Raw genomic sequence first — 16,686 nt, 5'->3', positions numbered from 1 at the left:
CACCGCCGTCCAGTCGGGCGGTGATCTACTTGCGGGCGTCCTCGGCAAGTCAGGTCAGGCGGGACTATGCCCCGGAGGGGATCTCGATCCCGGCCCAGCGCGAGGCGTGCTGCCGCAGAGCCGAACAGCTCGGCTTGACGATCGTGGAGGAGTACGTCGAACCGGGCCGGTCAGCCGTGGAGATCGCCAGGCGCGCCGCGTTCAAGCGGATGCTGGCTCGCATCCGCGACACCGACGACATCGATCACGTGATCGTGTACAAACTGTCCCGGATGGCCCGCAACCGGGTCGATGACGCGCTCGTCATGGCGGATCTGCGTCAGCGGGGCGTCACCCTGATCTCTGCCACCGAGTCCGTCGACGAGACCCCGGTCGGACAGCTGATGCACGGCATCCTCGCCACTTTTAACGAGTACCAATCCCGCGAGTCCGGCGCCGACATTGCTTACAAGATGGGGCAGAAGGCCCGTAATGGCGGCACGATCGGCCGCGCTCGGCTCGGCTACCTCAACCACATCGACCGCACCGATGGCCGTGACATCCGCACCATCATCGTCGATCCGGAACGCGCGCCTCTAGTTCAGCTCGGTTTCGAACTGTTCGTCGCCGGCAATCTCACCATCGACCAGCTGTCCGAGCGGCTCTACCAACGAGGTCTGCGCACCCGTCCTACAGCCCGGTACCCAGCACAGCGGGTGTCGATCAGCAAGCTGGCCCGGATGCTGCGCGACCGTTACTACCTCGGCTACATCACCTACCGCGGCGAAAAACTTCCTGGCCGACACGACCTCTCGTCAACCCGATTCTGTTCGATCGTGTCCAAGCCGTCCTCGACGCCCGCACCACCTCCGGAGAACGACGACGGGTACACCACCACTACCTCAAGGGCGCCCTGTACTGCGGGCACTGCCACCAATCAGGCAACACCGGACGGATGATCATCCAGCACACCGTAACCCGCCGCCGCGACGAATACACCTACTTCTTCTGCCGCAACCGCCAGCAGGGCAACTGCACGGCCCCGTACGTGAACGTCTCCGTCGCCGAACACGCCGTCGAGCGCTACTACGCCACCGTCAGCCAACGGCGGATCACCGACGCGCTGGCAACACTGACCGCAGACGCCGCCGACCACGTCCCTGGTCGAACCTGTGACCCCGTCCAGATCTACCAAAGCTGCACCGACGACCAGCGCCGACTACTCAACCACGCGCTCTTCCGCAGGCTCTACCTCGCCGACGACCGCATCACCAACCATGAACTGTGGCCGCCGACGCACTGACCTAAACAACACCAACCCAACAGGCTCATACCGTGCGGAACTAAAACACGAAAACAGGCCCTGAACAGCGAAAACCCTCTCGCTCGTGTTGCAAGCGAGAGGGTTACTCTGTGTATAAAACTGCAGGTCAGGGCGCGAAAATCGAATTCTCGGTGGACCTTGGGGGAGGCTACTACAACACAAAGGCCCAGGTCACAACCCTAGAATCTCTTCTGCGAAAGCTTCCCAGGCTGGATGCGCCCGTCAAGCCGTCACCCGAACGGCCGAAGCCCGGCCGGGCGCGGCAGCTCGACGACGAGCAGACGAAGCTGCTCATCGAAGGCTACCTGGCAGGAGCGACGGTCTACGAGCTGGGCGAACGCTTCGGCATCAACCGGCGGACGGTCAGCGTGGTTCTGAAGCGGCACGGTGTGACGATGCGCCGTCGGGGGCTGTCATCGGAACAGGTCGACGAGGCGGTGCAGCTGTATGAGGTTGGGTGGCCGCTGGCTCGAATCGCAGAACGGATGGACGTGGACCCCACCACCGTACTTAACCGCCTCCGGGAACGAGGTGTGCGGATGCGAGACACACACGGCCGGGAGCGATAATTTTCCACGCGGAAGTCGAGTCAATTCGACAGCGGAACGATGCGACGCATCATATTCGCCAGCAAAACGACGCTGTCCGCAGCTATGCCAGCATCGCGTCTTGATGGCGTAGTTCGATGCTTAACCTGATGGGCGAGCTCAACCGTAGTCCGCGCAAGGCGTCGCAATGTCTCGTTGTCTGTGCCTGTCAGCTCCGCCGAAATTACCATGTCAAAGCGAGCCTTGGTCTTATCACGCGGTGGCGCCTCGACCCCTGCGGGCAGGTGTCGCGCTGAATCAAAGCACACGTCACCCAGGTGCTCGAGGATACGCACACAAGCCGTACCGACCGCGCTGTGGTCTTGTTCGCTCCGCGCGACCTCGAACCGGCGACGCAACTCCCTGATCTCGCGGTCAACTACCGCCCACCCCGTAGCGGTACGTGGGGAGATCGGTACTGCTATACCATCATCGAATGACCGCACCGACAGGTTGAGCAGCGCATCTTCCACCGGCTCAAAGACACCGTCAAGATACTCACGCCTTGCTGCCCAAGACCCGCTCCCAGCCATCCCTTCCCGGCGCCAGTACTTATAGAAGCCACTGAAATCCCGAAACGGAAGATCCGGGAAGTCGACACCCACTCGCTTACACGCCACACTGCATGCGCGCAGCAAAAGTTCGCTGTCCGCATCTTCCGTGATTACATTACCCTGTGTCGCGAATCCTTCCAATTCACGATGAGCAAGTCGCACCAGGGCATCCGCCAACTCAAGATCGTCCTCATCCGCCGCCTCGCCCTTGATGGCCGATTCCAGCAGATCCCGGCGAAGCTCGGTGCTTGTAGCACTCCAGGGGTCGCCAGAAGTATCAGCGATTAGAAGATCGTCTGGACGCATGGACTACTCGCAATCCCTGTTTCGCAAGTAGGGGCCTGCGGGCAGTGATCCGACGAGTCCACGATTCACAACAGTAATTCTCATTGCCTGGTTATCATTATAAACAAACTGCGACCAAGTGAGAATATTTGAGGCGTGGGCACTCATAGCTTCACCCAGCCGTCATTCTTGGGCATCCTTACCCGCATCTGCCAACGCGGCCAGCACCGGAATCGCCCCTATCTTCTCTGGACTGAGGTCCTCCCACACGAGCCCCTGTGGTCGACGCCGGTTGGGGCACTCAATCACCTCGTCCGGTGTGACGATGAGATCCACGCTGAAGTCGTGCTCGGTCTCGGGGATGTTCTCGTCGACTACCTGGAGCTGGTGGACCGGTGCGACGATCGCGGTCTGGTCGGTTACCAGGCCCGCCTCGATGAGCAGTGCCACCTCCAGGTCGGAGTACCCCGCGCCCTTGCCGATGCGAGCGCCAGAGCGGTTCACGGCCACGCTGCCGCAGATCACCAGGTCGATGGGACGCATGTCCTCGACACCGACACGGCGGGCGACCTGAGCGGCCCCCTTCTTCTCGGCAGCCTGCTCGGGCGGGACATCGAGGGAGGCGGGGTCGAGTAGGAAGAACGGCTGGAGAGTGGCCATCTTGGGGACCGCCATGTACAGCAGCTTGCCGTCCTTCAGCGCCTGGATACGCACCGGGAGCTGCGCCCAGTCCGGGTTCGCCTTGACCGTGCCAGCCCGCTTCCACAGGTCGAGCCCGGCCAGGCGCTCGGCCGTCGCTTCCGCGCCATCGAAGCCGGGGATCTTGCCGTACGAACCTCTCGGCACAGCGCCCTCGCGCTCCAGCAGACGCCATACCTGATCGCGGACGGCTTGCTTCGCCTGGTCGATACTCGTCACGCCCTACCTGTACCTAAATGGCAGCCATGAGGGCAAGCAGACGGTCGTTGATGTCCTGCACCCACGGCTCCTGCCGCCACCGCCGAAGCTCCCGACCAGCGGCGAACGCCAGGTTAAGACCGCCGCCGCCGCGCGTCAGCTCTACGGCGTCGATCGTCCGATGCATGGTGGCCGCCGCCTCGTCGAGCTTGCGCTGGCGGATCAGCGACAGGGTCAGGTTGCCGAGGGCGATGGCCTGGCTCTTCTTCTTCGCTGCAAGCGCACGCACCGTCGTGCGCAGGATGGGCTCGGCGCGGTCGGGCAAGTCGAGGAACAGGTAGCACGAGCCAGCCAAGCGGTTGAACTCGTTGATCGTGTAGTACTGCGCAGCGACGTCGTCACCGTCCACGCGGTCGAACTGCACCTCGGCGAGCTTCAGCGCCTCCTCGCACGCCTTAAGGTCGCCGGTCATGGCGTACCCCTCGGCCACGTGAAGCAGGCTCAGGCCGGTCAGCGAGGGGCTAGCGAGCTTTGCCACCTCGGCCGCCTCCTGAGCGAGCGTCAGGCCCTTCAAGGGGTTCTTCTCGCCGTAGAGGGCCACGAAGCCCTTGCGCAACGTGGCGTACGCCTCGGTACAGGGATCGTGTACCTGGCGGGCCGCGGCGACCGCCTCGTCCAGGTAGGTGATCGGCGCGTCGTGGTCACGCCGTTGGCTCACGTCCCACACGAGCTGCCCCATGAAGGTGGCCGACTCGGCTTCGACCTCGAACAACGCCTTGCGCACGCGCGGGTTGGCAGCGTTCTCGCGAAGGAACTTCACCTGGCCGTGGGCCTGGCCGGCGGGTCCGAGCAGCGCCGTCGAGGGTGCCCGGTCGTACTGCTCATCGAGCTGCCGGATGCGCTCGTGTAGGTAGGCGACCGCCACCAAGTCGACCGACGACGGGTGTTCGAGCACGTAGCTCATGCGGTCGCTCGGCTTCGTCTGAATGATCGTCACGTCATCAAGCAGGCTCTGCAGTTCGTCGAGCGTCACGCTGAGCGCCGCAGCAAGCTTTGGCCGGACCCAGGGCTGTGGTTCGCTCTCGGCTGTCTCCCACCGCACGATGGTTGACCGCTCGACGCCCAGACGTTCGGCAAGCTTCTCTTGGCTGTAGCCCGCCGATTTGCGACGCTGAGCGAGACGTACGCGCTTGGCCGCCATCCGCTCTTCCTCCCAGGGCCTCTCAGGGGCGTACTCACCATAGCCACCCAGGCCATATTTGCCCAGGTCAGGGCCTCCGTCGCCTCTATTTTGCGTCGTTCCCGCCCCTACCTTGCTCTGGGTTTCCGCAGGTCAACCGGCTTTTCTGGCCGTATGCCGGTCTGGCGGTGCTGGTCCCCGACACCCGCCGTCAGACCGGCCGCCACAAGCTGGGAAGGAATCTAATGCGGCCTGCGATTTACGGCTATATGCGAGTCGTGATCAGCGACGAACACGAGGACGACGTTCAACGCATCAAGCGGGAACTTGCCGAATACGCCGAACGCGAGGGCTTCACCCTCGACCAGGTATTCACCGAGAGCGCCAGGTGTGCGGAGCCCGCGTTTTATGCCATGCTCGAAGCTCTCAAACGCCACGAGGTGAAGGACATCATCGTCCCTTCCCTTTGGCACTTCGCGCGCCTGCCGGGGCTGCAAGACGCCATGCGACAGCACATCGAACACGAGACCGGTGCTCGCATCTGGGTCGTTCAGGGACAGCGCCGATGAACACCCTGAAGCCGCTGGCGTACGGCTATCTGCGCCTCTCGCCGGACATCGACGATGAGACGGTCCGCCTGGTCGAGCTGAAGCTCAAAGAGCACGCCGAAGCGCTGGGCTGCGAGTTTGCGACCTACTTCTACGAGGACGGATCTGGACGCTTCAGCGCCTGGAATGAACTACTGACCGAAGTCCAGCGGGCAGACGCCCATCACGTCATCGTGCCGTCGCTCGATCACCTCACCACCCACCCGATCCTCAGACTCGGCCTGCTTGAACGAGCTCAGCAAGACGCCAAGGTCGAAGTTCATGAGCTGAGTGATGAGTAGTGGACTCCCACGACCTCACGATGGCGATTCTTACCCAACTAAAGGAGCTCAACGACTGCACAGGTGGATTCATCGCTGGCCTTCTGTCGGACGACCTGAGTCACGACGAGCAAATCGCATTCGCCCAACGGCTCGCGGATTCGGCCGAGCTGATCCGCCGGCGCACCGCTGCCCCACCCATCGTAGTGGAAGGGGTTGTCGTCGATGACAACGACGCTCATCGAGAACAGCCTACAGGCGAGGGTTGAGCCGATGCCTCAGCCGCGCTTCACGGATCGTCTGAACCTGGCGGCCGTGCCCACCGCAGTGAGCTGCGCGCAGACGTTCATTCACCTCACCCTCGCCAGATGGGGCGTGTCGACCATCATCGACGACGCGCTCGTCGTCGCGTCTGAGCTCGTGACAAGCGCCGTGGCGACCACTGGCATCACGGATGCGCATCCCCGCTGGAGCGAGCTTGACAAGCTGAATCTCATCAGCGTCCAGCTGGTCGGTCTCGAGAACTCGGTAGTCATTGAGGTGTGGGATTCGGACCCCTACCCACCCGCCATGAAGAGTGAGGACGTTGACGCCGAGTCCAGCTACGGGCTCCACCTAATCCCGCAGGTCGCCCATAGGTACGGCTCATACCCGAAGGGCACCGGCAAGGTGGTGTGGGCCGAGCTGATTGTCACTGCACGCGCGACGCAGACACCCCCACCGCCTCCCTTGCCGCGGCGGCAACGACGCTTCACGCCCGACGCTCATCCACCGATCGCTCGCCAGCAAGATCCGGAAATTCTGCGACGTGTGCTTGAAGGTCTTCAGAACCTCGATGACAATGCCGAGAAGTAACCGATGACTCGCACTTTCCACATTGAACTCTGTTGTATTTTCTACGTCTAGTCAAAATTGCAAAATGATGTCATAAATAGTTTGGCTCTTCAAGCTAATAGAGGCTCTGAGGGTGGTTCGCCGAAACATGGCTGGAATCGCCCTCTTTGTGTGTCTCGGTTCATTAACAAGCAACTCATCTAAAGGAAGAGGTGTAATCACTATGCGCAAACCAATGCGCAGGCCAGTCGTACTCGTACTACTGGCCATGGTGGCGTCACTGCTCGGGGTGGTAACCCCGGGGACGGCGTACGCCGCTGAGTCCATTCCGACCCTTCAGTGGTCCCCTCCGGCAAATGTAAGTACTGCGGGCGCAGCCATTGCCCCCATCACTGCACCCAACGGCAATATCACACTGCCGTGCACAGGGGATACGAGCAGTGACAGCGACCTGCGCACGTACAGCTCGACCGGGCAACTCGTGCAGAGTATTTCGCGCACCCAGACCATCGACGGTGTGCGAAACTGCATCACGAATCCCGTTGTCGACAAGACGGGGGCGGTCTACGGGCGTCCGATCGGCAGGAACAGCAGCGGGGCCTAAGCGTACGGCCCCAACCTGCTGGCCTACAACGGCAACACCCTGAAGTGGAAGTATCCGATATGTAACCTGGAGCCGGCCGTGGGCGCTGATGGCAACATCTACGCCCTTACGCAGGCTGCCGACGGTACCCACCTCATCGGTCTTGCGCCCAACTTGGCCTCTGGTCAGACGCAACCCACGAAGGTTCGAGACTTCAAAGTCTCAGCCGACTGTGACTATGTGCTGCGTCCTTACAAGGATGGCATCGCACTGAGCTACCCCCATGTGGATGACCGACCCAAGTACTACAGCTACAGCGGTAAGTACCTGGGACAGGCATCCATAGGCGACTGGGGCTCGGACGCTTTCGGTGCCGAGGGACGCTTCTTCAGCCCGGCTTACACCTGGTCGGGAAGCAACGTGAAGAGTGCGGCGGTGTCCATGTACGACCCCCGCAAGGGGACAACGACGTGGACTACTCCAGTATCGACGCCAGGAGCGAATGTCCAGGGGAGTCTCCAGCTCCACACCATCAACAACGGTGTTGTGGCCATCATCTACGAATGGAAGATGGTCTCTGACTACATACCAGTGACACCTACGGAGTGGGTCTTCACCGTAGTGACGTTGGACAACAACGGTCACGAGGTCCGGCGCGTCACACTCCCCAACCAGGACGCACAGGGTACATACCAGGCAGCAAGCCTGGCGAGCGTTGCCGACGCGAGTGGCAAGGTTGCCTTTCTGCGCAACATGAACCTTTCTACCGGCGACAGCGCGAACCCGACTGCTTCCGGCATTTTCGTGGGCGTGTACGACGCCGTGAGTGGCACCTGGTTCTACCAGAAGATCATGAGCGGTGACATGAGCAAGGCTGGGGGGCCGAACGGGTACTACCTGAGTGGCCCCCCTCCTGTACTCACCAACAACATCTTGGCGTTCGTTGCCCAGTGCGACGGCAATTGCAGCGACTACAACCCGAAGCTGTATGCCGTCAAGATGACCGGGATCGGGATGGATTACCCCCGAGGTGCCATCCTGAGTGCCACGGTATCGGCACAGCCTGCTCCGCGGAGCTACATGGCGCTCGGTGATTCCTTCTCCTCCGGCGAAGGGGTACCGCCCTTCGTGGACGACACCGCCTGCCACCGCAGTGCGCTGGCCTACTCGCGTGTAAACGCGTTGAATCCATCGCTCACACTACAACTGGACAAGTTCGTAGCATGCTCCGGCGCGCAGACGACACACGTCCTCAACGGGTGGAACGACGCTGACCATAGTGAACCATCACAGGCCAGCGTTCTGTCTTCGGGCAGCCCGAAGGTCGTGACCATCACCATCGGTGGGAACGACATCGGATTCGCGAACTTCGCGAAAGCGTGCGTCCTCGGCAACTGCAACTCCAGCAGCGCCGCATACACCGAGGCGGACGGCAAGATCAGGAACGTGCTCCAGGGAACCTGGAAGCGACGTATAAGAAGCTCCTGGAGGTCACCAAGACTTCAGGGACAAAGATCTACGTTTTGGGCTACCCACAGGTCATTGCCGATAAGTCGGGAAGCGCACTCAGTGATCCACGGTGTGGCTACATGTACAACAACGATGCGAGTGAAGTCGGCGCTCAGGGATACCCATGGGCAGATGCATGGGCCGCGCGGGACATCGTGACCAAGCTGAACACCACGATCAGCAACACGGTCACCAAGGTCAGGGCACTCAACACGGACAACCAGCGGCTGACCTTCGTATCGGCCACGGCGTCCGGCTCACCGTTCATCGGACACGAGGTCTGTGCGTCGGGTGACTCGTATTTCCAGAATCTGGATCAGGCCGGGAACAATTCGGCCTACGTGTTCCACCCGAACGAGCAGGGCCAGGCAGCCTACGCGCAACTGGTCCGCCAAGCAATCGGCGAGTAACACGCCGAGATTGATGTGAATTGAAGAGCCACGCCCCTAGTTTCACGCTGCTCAAAAGGCGCGCGTGAGGCTGGGGGTTCTTCAATTTGTGGATTGTTTCCACGCAATGAGCTGTTAGACTATAAATATATGCCAAGAAACACACAACCAACCACCAACAAGACCACAGCCAAATCCACTTCTCGCGGCCTGTTCTACGGGCGGCTCGCTGTCGTTGTGATAGTGATTCTTCTTTTGGCGTGGTTACTACTATGGAATGGGGCTTCGAGGTATAGCGCTAATACCAACGAGGTGAAGCAGCGTATCCAATCGGCTCTTGATGTCACCAGCCCAGATAAGCCACTTGCATCGAATATCGTAGATCAGGGATGCGACAGCAGATCGTCGGTTGGTCTGCAAACACGTATCTCCTGCTCGCTGGCAGGGTATCGCTATTTTGAGCTTACAGCAGACAAGAAAACGGTGCTGCGAGAGATCGACGCAAAGCTAAAGTCCCTCGGCTTTAAGAAACAGCAGGACAATAATGTCTACGTCAACGACGCGCTTGATGGCGTTAGAGAAAATGAGGTGAGCTACATACGAGACCGCACCTCCGTTCAGCTAGGCTGGTCAACACTACCAGCAGGAGTGAATGGCCCCGCTTCGGCGGTTATATCGCGAGGGCTTTCATCTCACTGGATTTCAAATCCCGATAAACCAACAGCGGTGGTAGGCGTAATTGCTCAAGAGGGATACTTTTACTGCTCTAGCGGAGGCATAGATATCTGGGGCATAGGCGCATGCATCTTACCGCCGCACCCCCCAAACAGATAGCAAGGCAACGCTCTTTACTTCCGACCGCTGCCCATCAAGCACTACAGACGCGTACCCTCGCGGTACTTCGCGAGCACTTCCTTCACGGCATCGGTCACCGGTGGCTCCTCGGCCAGCGACGTCCATTGGTAGGCGTCGTGCTCCTGGAGCAAGATAGGTTCCGGCGCGGTCACGTCGACCGCGAAGTTGAACTGGCGACTCTTCTTGCCACTACCGCTCGTGTAATCGAAGGAGCCGAGGTAGTCGGCGATGCGGGAGACGTCGAGGCCCGTCTCTTCCTTGACCTCGCGGATGAGCGCGGCATCGAGCTGCTCACCAGCCTCGACCTTGCCGCTGGGCAGCTCGAAGATGCCGCCCATGAAATCGTCCTCGGGACGCTGGAGCAGTAGGACCTTCTCGTCGTGCTGAACCACTGCTCCGACGACGAGCTGCTGCACGCCGTCAGCCTCGGCCTCAGCGGTGAGCCGTTCGATCAAAGAGACGTCGACCATTGCTTTACCCTAGCAACCCTTCGTAGTTGTTGATCACCTTACGGAATGCCTCGATGTAGCCATTCACCAGCGGCATGTCCTCCTCCCGGTGCCAGACCGGGAGCTTGAGGACACTCCGATGGAACGCCTCGGCCTGCGGAAAGTCGTCAGGACCATACGCGAATGACCCCGCCAGCTCCGGAAACAGCGGACCCGGCTCCTGGAAGAGCGGCAGCAAGTTCAGGGGACACGTCGAACCAGGCCGGTCCAGCTCCCAGCAGCCCTCAGCCTGGAGCGCCTCATAGAGCCGCTCGACAGGCAGGCCGCCCAACTCCTCACCCCGGTACTGCAGCATCAGGCCGTACCAAGACGAGCGGTCTCCCGGCTCCAACTTCGGTGTGACGATACCCGGCAGCTCCGCGAGCTGCTCGTTCATCATGGCCGCGACCCGCGCTCGCCCATCGAGATACTCGTCCAGGTGCGCAAGCTGATCGAGACCGATCCGGGCTGCAAGCGGGTGGATGCGGTGTTTGAGCCCCATGCCGGTCACGGCGTAGCGGTAGAGCGGGTACTCAGACGGGATCTCGTTCCGGCAGCGCTTGTTGTACTGGCCGTGCAGCAGCGCGCGGTAGTACACCTCCTCGTCATCGGTGAGCAGGAAGCCGCCCTCGCCTGCGGACAGCGGCTTCGGGCCGTTCATACTGAAGGCCGACGCCCTGCCGAAAGTGCCTACCTTCCTGCCGCCCACGCTCGCGCCGTGGGCGTGCGACCCGTCTTCGAGCAGCATCAGCCCATGCTCGTCGGCAATGGCCCGCAGCGTCGCCACGTCGGCCGGCGTGCCCCACATGTGGGTTACCACGATGGCGGACGTCCGTGCGGTGATCCGCCGGACCACGTCCCGAGGGTCGAGGTTGCCGTTCTCGTCGCAGTCAGCCAGCACCGGGACCACGCCCAGGTGCAGGAGCGGCGTGACCGTGGCGAAGAAGGTGTACGCGGGGACGATGGCCTCCATGCCCGGCCCGAGTTCGCAACCGGCATACATCGAGTAGAGCGCGGCGGTGCCGGAGCTGGTGAGCAGTGCGTAGCGCACGCCGTGGTAGTCGGCGAGGGCGTCCTCGAGTTCCTCGATCACCCCCGAGCGGTCGTAGACGGAGATGCCCGCGGCGAGCTGGTCGGTTACGACCTTGGCGGTCTGCTCGCTGATCGGAGGCCAGGCGAAGTGCGGACCAGGTGTCGTGACGCTCGGTGTGCCACCGAGCAACGCCAGGGGCGAACTCACAGCAGCTCCTTCGGGTTGATGTGGGCGTGCGAACGCGCGGACTCGTAGCAGGCCGCGATGAAGCTCATGTGCGCCAGGTTTTCCCTGGGACCGCTGACGTTGGGGCGCTGGCCATCGATGACCCGGCGGAAGTAGTCGATCTGGCAGGCCGCGGCCGAGGGCCACGCCTGCTCCCGCGAGAGCGACTCGATAACCTCCCCGTCGTTACCGAGCCGCCGAATTCGGCCGCGTTCCAGGTGCACCATGCCCTTGGAGCCGACCAGCCGGATCTGCTCGGTCTTCGGCCCGATGAAGCGGGACAGCAACAGCGAGCCGTAGAGGCCACTGTCGTAGGCGAAGTGAACGAGCGCGGTGTCTTCGGCGTCGTACTCCCGGTCCGGCCGTGCGCTGGCCGAGACGTCTGCGAGCACCCGGTCTGGCAAGCCGAAGTACCACAGGACCATGTCGATGAGGTGGTAGCCCATGTCGATGATGCAGCCGCCTCCGGCCTCGGCGTTCCGGCCGCGCCAGCCGTCGGACGGGTCCGAGATGTGCAGCGTGTACTGCGCGTCCACCACAAACGGCGTGCCGATCTGGTCGGCGAGCTGGGTAAAGCTGGTATAGATGGGGTTGAACCGACGCTGCAACGTCACCATGAGCTGCACGTCGGCGCGCTCGCAGATCTCTGCCAAATCGCGCGCCTCCTGCATGGTGGTGGCGAACGGCTTCTCCTTGAGGACGTGCACCTTGTGCTCGGCAGCCGTCTCGATCACCTCGCGGCCGACGTGGTGCGGCACGCAGACCACGACGAGGTCTAGCGCTTCGGTCTTGAACATCTCGCGAAAGTCGGTGTAGCCCTGCACGCGGTGCTGGTACTGCTGCTCGCGGACGATCTCGCGGTCCTCATCGCACACGGCGACCAGCTCGGCGCTGTCGGAGGCGTGCAGCCCGGGGATGTGGTCCTCCAATGCCTGCTTGCCCAAGCCCACGACGCCCGCTCGAAGCTTCATCGGATGCTCCTGTCGAGTAGTGACGTTGTGCCGTAACGGTCTGATCTCGTGACTCGCCCCCGCATCAGGTGAGCCGCTCCCGAACCAGGTCAAGGACGTCTTCCGCTCCTTCCTCAATCACCCGATCGCCGTTGTCCACCACCACACGCTGACCGTCTGGCTTGGTAAGGAGCTGCCGGATCACTCGATCCCGCGCGGCAAAGATCGCCAGGTCGTCGTCGCTCACCTCGTTGGCGCGGTGTTCGCGGAGATGTCGGTTCCGGCGCGCAATCCGCTCCAGCCGGACCGGGAGCGGTGCCTCGACATAGACGGTCAGATCCGGCGGGTACCGGAGCTGACTCAGCAGGCCGCGCAGCCAGGTCATCGCATGCTCGTCGCTCAGGACTGCGCCGCCGTCGACCAGGGTCGGAACGAGGGTGTAGAAGATCGTGTCCTGGTGCCGGTCCTTCAGCACCACCTGGCCGCGGGCAAGGGCCGGACCGATCACACGCTCGTCCTGGTAGTAGAGGTCCGCCACTTCGTCGAGAGCGCGTGTGAGCAGCGTGGCTGGCTCGCCTTCCGCCGGCCGCAGGAACTTGTCCCGTGCCACCGCTTCGACCAGGCGCTGCCCGTACGGACTCTCCGAGAATTCCTTCACGACCAGCGCGTCGACGCCCATGCAACGGAGACCCTCATGGACCGCAGCCAGCAGCGCGCTCTTCCCCGCGCCGTCCTGACCCTCGAAGGTGATCAACACCTTGGCACCCCCTGGCTCGCAGCTGGTCGAATCGACCTCTCCAGGGAACCGTGGGTGACTGATCAGAACCACAGCGGCGACGGGGCGTAAGTGATGCATCCTTGAGGCATCGCGCCCGCTGACCAGTGCTTCTGCTCACCGATGCACTTCGAGCACTGATCCGGCACGAATTCCGAAACGCAGAGGATGACGCAGTCCCGGCCCGAAGCGGCCCGGCCGCTAACTCACAGAACTCACCACTCTGGCCCGAGCCGCGCCAGGATGTCACTCAGCGTGACACCCATCGCTTCGCCCACATGCCGGAGCTCGACCACGTCGAGCCGACGCTCGCCCGACTCGTACTTGCTCACGAACGACTGCGGCACACCAAGTCTTTCCGCCACCTGGACCCGCGATGAACTTACCGAGAGTTCGTCGGCCGCAATTCATCGAGGAGGTGTCTCGCTATGAGCGAGCCTACGGGTGCCGGCCAGCTCCGCACGCTGGCTGTCCGAATCACGGAGGATCTGCGAGCCCAACTGGACGTCGTCGCCCAGATCACGGGCCGCAGCACCACCGAGGAGATCCGCCTGGCCCTGGAGCACTGGATCGAGAAAACCAAATCCGACCCGACGACGCTCCAGAAGGCTGAGCAGATCCGTGCCGAGATCGAGCGTGAAGCTCAGACCCGGCGTAACGCCATCGCTGCCATCTTCGGCGGCGAGGGGGCGAAGGACGAAGCTGAGCCCAGCTCGTCTCGATCCTCGACTCGCCGCAGCAAGCCTGCTGGCGAGTAAGCGCCGCGTCTTCGAGCACAAGCTCGGGGTACGGCAAAGGCGGGAGCACGCCCGGACGCGACATCTCGTTGCAGTTCGGGCGCGGCTCCCGCCTATTTCAATTGACATATCCGTGTTGAAAATTCATAATGTCCAGCAAGACACTAAAAGGCAAGTTAGACTCATGAAGCCAAACAAGGTAACGGACAAATTGAACAAGGAGATTCCGCGCGACAAACTCACCTTGGTGATTGCGGGACTCATCATCCTCGGAGTCGCGTTTGGCGCATGGTTCATGTTCATGCATCAACAGACGGCCAACACCGTAAAGGAAGCCGGGGAAGCAATCGAGGCAAGTCGATAGGTCCTCATAATGAAGAACACCCCGCGACCGACAGCGGACACGGGGGTGTTCTTCGCTGTGGTGCGGGGTGGAATTATCGGGATGCTCAGTCGTCCGGGATGCTTACGTAGAAGACCTCGCCTTCCGAGTACGAGTACGTGGGAATGACCTGCGCGTACATGTCGTCCGGTTCCGGCGAGTCATCGCCACCGGCATAGACGAACATGCGGACGCGCAGGCCCTGGGCGGTGGCAGTGGCGATGCCATCCACGACCCAGCCTTCCATGTACCAGTCCGGGTGCTCGTAGCACGTGGCCGGGCTGTTCTCGTCAGCCTCCAGCTTGAGGCTGTTGACGGCGTAACGCGGCTCCACCTTCGTGATGGCGACCTGCACCGTGCGGCCTTTGTGCAGCTTGACCGTGAGCGTCTTGGGGTTGCTGAATGTCGAGCTGAACAGAGCGGCCTTGATGTCCTCGATGGTGAAGTGAGGCGTCTGATTCGCGACGAGGGTTTCGGGCTCAAAGCCCAGTTTCCGTAGATCGTTGTTCCGGTGCAGTTCCTCGGCGTCAGCAGGGCTGAGTTCCGACATGTGGTGTACTCCTTGGTCAATTCGGGTAGGGCACACCGCCAGCTCCAAGGAGTAGGCAGGGTGCCGTACCCGAAGACCACGGGCACAGAGGTACATTACCGCAAGGGTAATTGCCTCTATTTAAACATGAAATAGTTAAATCGTCAATATTTGACTCAGAGTACGCCGGTCAGGCCCAAGATGAGTGCGCCAATCAAGAAGGCAATTAGCACGCCGACGACAATTCCGGTCCACCATTCTTCCTTCGGCGAGTCGATGGTGTGCGCAAACCGTGGGAAGAGGGGCTTACGGCTGAGCGCGCGACGGAAGACATTGAACGCCTGCGGAAAGGTGACCTGCTCGTCAGGCCCGGTGCCCTCATGCTCCTTGGGCGGGGTATCTCGGACGGCCGGCGCACTCAGATGGTCAAGCAGTTCAAGGTCGTCGCGGGCTGTCAGGGTGATGGAGGCTGGCTTTGACCGGTCGCTGCCAGTTTCGAGTGGCTGGTTGACCGCTTCCTGAAAGGCATCACCATCCGCCTTCGTCTCTGCCCGTACTGCCGCACGGTCGAGGATGAGCCGTGCCAACTCCTTGAAGCCGTCCTTCTCGTAGTTGACGTGCGAACTGACTGACTTAGGGATCAGCAGCTCGTTGCGTGGCCTCGTGAGGTCGTCCGCTCCAGTCGCCCACCGTCGCCGCTCCTCGGGGCGGCTCCGAGCTTCGATGCCGTCGCAACCGTTGCTGATAGCCAAGCTGTTGCGTATGGCGCGGGCGACCTTGCCGTCGCCCATGGCTAGGACGATCCGTTCGAGCTCGGCCTTGGCCTCCTCAACCGTGCCATCGTCCACGAGCAGCTTGATCAAGTCTAGCTGCTTGCGCAGCTTGTCGGTGGTCAACCCGTCGTCGCTTCGCATGCCTTTGAAGACCTCGACCAGCCAGTCGACGCGCGGATCCTCCACTTGTTCTCCCTGCCCAATGGCCACTTAGCAGCCAGTATTCCAGGCGGGTTGTTGGTGCCACGGGCCTGTAAGGACCTGCAACCGGGCTGCAAGTTCAAAGTTGCAGCTCAGCGACATGTTCTGCCCCCATGCCCTCCCCGCACGGTTGGCGTGCGCGACCAGCCAGTTGTCCGCGCACCCCCGTGAAGTAGAAGGAGGAGCCGTCATGCCCCGCACCCGTTACACCCGCCTCGTTCACGACCGCGACGAGGCCCGCCTGTCCTTGCAGATCCGCGCGCTCCGCCAGCTCGCTCACGAGCTTCGGCACCAGCCCACGGAGGTCATCGAGCTGCCGGTCCTGATCGACCTGAAGCGCCGCCGCCGCGCTCGCCTCGAACAGAAGCGCCACCACAAGCCCGCCCCCGTCGTGGTTGCTACCAGCGCCTGACCACGCCACACCGAAGGGAGATCGAGATGGACACCACTAGCCACCGAGCACGTACCCGCTCCGCCAGCGACAGCAAGAAGCGTCGGCTCGCCCGTGCCGTCGACCAGCTCGCTGACCTGCTCATCGAGGTGGAGCCACTCGCGGAGCTGCTGAACTCGACCAACACGCCGCATGAGTACCGCGCGATGCTGCGCGAGCTGGTCGGGGCCAGGCGGTACTTCGCCCTGACGAACAACCTCGACCAGATGTGCACGCGTGCCGCCTGGGAGGCCACACACAAGGAGCGCGGCGTCCGACCTGGAGCTGTAGCCGGTGACGACGTTGCCCCCTCGTAATC

Annotated in this window: 24 protein-coding genes; 12 read left to right on the top strand and 12 right to left on the bottom strand. The window is 62.2% G+C overall.

Features of this window, described 5'->3' with window-relative positions; translation table 11 throughout:
* Positions 1-20 precede the first annotated feature (20 nt).
* The 3 genes from D0D28_RS24980 (at position 21) to D0D28_RS24975 (ending at position 1,872) form a co-directional block, all read left to right on the top strand.
* The gene (locus D0D28_RS24980; RefSeq protein WP_240323338.1) at positions 21-938 is read left to right on the top strand and encodes a recombinase family protein; all 918 of its coding nucleotides are present in this window, start codon (positions 21-23) and stop codon (positions 936-938) included.
* Complete coding sequence (locus D0D28_RS37010; protein WP_240323337.1) at positions 935-1,282, top strand: hypothetical protein; 348 nt, start codon at positions 935-937, stop codon at positions 1,280-1,282. Before D0D28_RS24980 ends, D0D28_RS37010 begins: the two co-directional genes overlap by 4 nt.
* Before the next feature lie 110 nt (positions 1,283-1,392).
* Positions 1,393-1,872, top strand: a complete 480-nt coding sequence (locus D0D28_RS24975) for a hypothetical protein (RefSeq protein ID WP_346009497.1) — start codon at positions 1,393-1,395, stop codon at positions 1,870-1,872.
* A gap of 20 nt (positions 1,873-1,892) precedes the next feature.
* Here D0D28_RS24975 and D0D28_RS35835 read toward each other — a convergent pair whose 3' ends face one another.
* The 3 genes from D0D28_RS35835 to D0D28_RS24965 all read right to left on the bottom strand — a co-directional run bounded on the left by D0D28_RS35835 (position 1,893) and on the right by D0D28_RS24965 (position 4,827).
* On the bottom strand, positions 1,893-2,750 hold the full coding sequence (locus D0D28_RS35835) for a hypothetical protein (protein ID WP_162831186.1): 858 nt from the start codon (positions 2,748-2,750) through the stop codon (positions 1,893-1,895).
* A 162-nt stretch (positions 2,751-2,912) separates the two neighbouring features.
* Positions 2,913-3,647 carry a 5-formyltetrahydrofolate cyclo-ligase gene (locus D0D28_RS24970; RefSeq protein ID WP_116112895.1) on the bottom strand — a complete coding sequence of 245 codons (735 nt, stop codon included), beginning with the start codon at positions 3,645-3,647 and terminating at the stop codon, positions 2,913-2,915.
* A 13-nt stretch (positions 3,648-3,660) separates the two neighbouring features.
* Positions 3,661-4,827 (bottom strand): helix-turn-helix domain-containing protein, encoded by a 1,167-nt coding sequence (locus D0D28_RS24965; RefSeq protein WP_116112892.1) that lies wholly within the window; start codon positions 4,825-4,827, stop codon positions 3,661-3,663.
* A gap of 224 nt (positions 4,828-5,051) precedes the next feature.
* Here D0D28_RS24965 and D0D28_RS24960 point away from each other — a divergent pair, with 224 nt between their 5' ends.
* Both D0D28_RS24960 and D0D28_RS24955 read left to right on the top strand, forming a co-directional pair.
* Positions 5,052-5,375, top strand: coding sequence for a recombinase family protein (locus tag D0D28_RS24960; protein WP_116112889.1), 324 nt, complete (start codon positions 5,052-5,054; stop codon positions 5,373-5,375).
* Complete coding sequence (locus tag D0D28_RS24955) at positions 5,372-5,695, top strand: recombinase family protein (protein WP_205413350.1); 324 nt, start codon at positions 5,372-5,374, stop codon at positions 5,693-5,695. The genes D0D28_RS24960 and D0D28_RS24955 overlap by 4 nt, the downstream gene beginning before the upstream one ends.
* 38 nt (positions 5,696-5,733) lie before the next feature.
* Here the strand turns inward: D0D28_RS24955 and D0D28_RS35830 are convergent, their stop codons facing one another.
* Positions 5,734-5,916 (bottom strand): hypothetical protein, encoded by a 183-nt coding sequence (locus D0D28_RS35830; protein WP_162831185.1) that lies wholly within the window; start codon positions 5,914-5,916, stop codon positions 5,734-5,736.
* Between D0D28_RS35830 and D0D28_RS24950 the strand changes: the two genes are divergently transcribed.
* The 4 genes from D0D28_RS24950 (at position 5,900) to D0D28_RS35825 (ending at position 9,823) form a co-directional block, all read left to right on the top strand.
* Positions 5,900-6,529: an ATP-binding protein gene (locus D0D28_RS24950; protein ID WP_116112886.1), complete on the top strand. Its 630-nt coding sequence runs from the start codon at positions 5,900-5,902 to the stop codon at positions 6,527-6,529. The genes D0D28_RS35830 and D0D28_RS24950 overlap by 17 nt on opposite strands.
* A 661-nt stretch (positions 6,530-7,190) precedes the next feature.
* Entirely contained in the window at positions 7,191-8,759 is a 1,569-nt protein-coding gene (locus tag D0D28_RS24945) for a GDSL-type esterase/lipase family protein (RefSeq protein ID WP_162831184.1), read from the top strand.
* Complete coding sequence (locus D0D28_RS24940; RefSeq protein WP_116112881.1) at positions 8,756-9,010, top strand: hypothetical protein; 255 nt, start codon at positions 8,756-8,758, stop codon at positions 9,008-9,010. Before D0D28_RS24945 ends, D0D28_RS24940 begins: the two co-directional genes overlap by 4 nt.
* A 291-nt stretch (positions 9,011-9,301) precedes the next feature.
* A complete protein-coding gene (locus D0D28_RS35825) occupies positions 9,302-9,823 on the top strand; it encodes a hypothetical protein (RefSeq protein ID WP_162831183.1) in 522 nt (173 codons plus the stop codon).
* A gap of 41 nt (positions 9,824-9,864) precedes the next feature.
* Here D0D28_RS35825 and D0D28_RS24935 read toward each other — a convergent pair whose 3' ends face one another.
* The 5 genes from D0D28_RS24935 to D0D28_RS37005 form a co-directional block, all read right to left on the bottom strand.
* Positions 9,865-10,314 carry an NUDIX domain-containing protein gene (locus tag D0D28_RS24935; RefSeq protein ID WP_116112878.1) on the bottom strand — a complete coding sequence of 150 codons (450 nt, stop codon included), beginning with the start codon at positions 10,312-10,314 and terminating at the stop codon, positions 9,865-9,867.
* 4 nt (positions 10,315-10,318) lie between these two features.
* On the bottom strand, positions 10,319-11,572 hold the full coding sequence (locus D0D28_RS24930; protein ID WP_116112876.1) for a DegT/DnrJ/EryC1/StrS family aminotransferase: 1,254 nt from the start codon (positions 11,570-11,572) through the stop codon (positions 10,319-10,321).
* The gene (locus D0D28_RS24925; RefSeq protein WP_116112873.1) at positions 11,569-12,561 is read right to left on the bottom strand and encodes a Gfo/Idh/MocA family protein; all 993 of its coding nucleotides are present in this window, start codon (positions 12,559-12,561) and stop codon (positions 11,569-11,571) included. The genes D0D28_RS24930 and D0D28_RS24925 overlap by 4 nt, the downstream gene beginning before the upstream one ends.
* Before the next feature lie 64 nt (positions 12,562-12,625).
* The gene (locus D0D28_RS24920) at positions 12,626-13,297 is read right to left on the bottom strand and encodes a dTMP kinase (protein WP_162831182.1); all 672 of its coding nucleotides are present in this window, start codon (positions 13,295-13,297) and stop codon (positions 12,626-12,628) included.
* Positions 13,298-13,530: 233 nt separating this feature from the next.
* Entirely contained in the window at positions 13,531-13,680 is a 150-nt protein-coding gene (locus D0D28_RS37005) for a helix-turn-helix domain-containing protein (RefSeq protein ID WP_275895915.1), read from the bottom strand.
* Between the two features lie 63 nt (positions 13,681-13,743).
* Here D0D28_RS37005 and D0D28_RS24910 point away from each other — a divergent pair, with 63 nt between their 5' ends.
* Positions 13,744-14,073, top strand: coding sequence for a hypothetical protein (locus D0D28_RS24910; protein ID WP_116112865.1), 330 nt, complete (start codon positions 13,744-13,746; stop codon positions 14,071-14,073).
* A gap of 163 nt (positions 14,074-14,236) precedes the next feature.
* Positions 14,237-14,416 carry a hypothetical protein gene (locus D0D28_RS35820; protein ID WP_162831181.1) on the top strand — a complete coding sequence of 60 codons (180 nt, stop codon included), beginning with the start codon at positions 14,237-14,239 and terminating at the stop codon, positions 14,414-14,416.
* An 85-nt stretch (positions 14,417-14,501) separates the two neighbouring features.
* Here D0D28_RS35820 and D0D28_RS24905 read toward each other — a convergent pair whose 3' ends face one another.
* The 3 genes from D0D28_RS24905 to D0D28_RS35815 form a co-directional block, all read right to left on the bottom strand.
* Positions 14,502-14,984, bottom strand: coding sequence for a hypothetical protein (locus D0D28_RS24905; RefSeq protein ID WP_116112863.1), 483 nt, complete (start codon positions 14,982-14,984; stop codon positions 14,502-14,504).
* Between the two features lie 155 nt (positions 14,985-15,139).
* Positions 15,140-15,922 carry a hypothetical protein gene (locus D0D28_RS24900; RefSeq protein ID WP_116112860.1) on the bottom strand — a complete coding sequence of 261 codons (783 nt, stop codon included), beginning with the start codon at positions 15,920-15,922 and terminating at the stop codon, positions 15,140-15,142.
* A 94-nt stretch (positions 15,923-16,016) separates the two neighbouring features.
* A complete protein-coding gene (locus D0D28_RS35815; protein ID WP_162831180.1) occupies positions 16,017-16,310 on the bottom strand; it encodes a hypothetical protein in 294 nt (97 codons plus the stop codon).
* A 65-nt stretch (positions 16,311-16,375) separates the two neighbouring features.
* On the opposite strand from D0D28_RS35815, the gene D0D28_RS24890 reads away from it, so the two are divergent.
* The gene (locus D0D28_RS24890; protein ID WP_116112855.1) at positions 16,376-16,684 is read left to right on the top strand and encodes a hypothetical protein; all 309 of its coding nucleotides are present in this window, start codon (positions 16,376-16,378) and stop codon (positions 16,682-16,684) included.
* The last annotated feature ends 2 nt before the right edge of the window (positions 16,685-16,686 follow it).

It is taken from the genome of Amycolatopsis ruanii (assembly GCF_003385175.1).
Lineage (GTDB): Bacteria > Actinomycetota > Actinomycetes > Mycobacteriales > Pseudonocardiaceae > Amycolatopsis_E > Amycolatopsis_E thermalba.
Note: the sequence above shows the minus strand (reverse complement) of the source record. Positions and strands in the feature narration are given on the sequence as shown.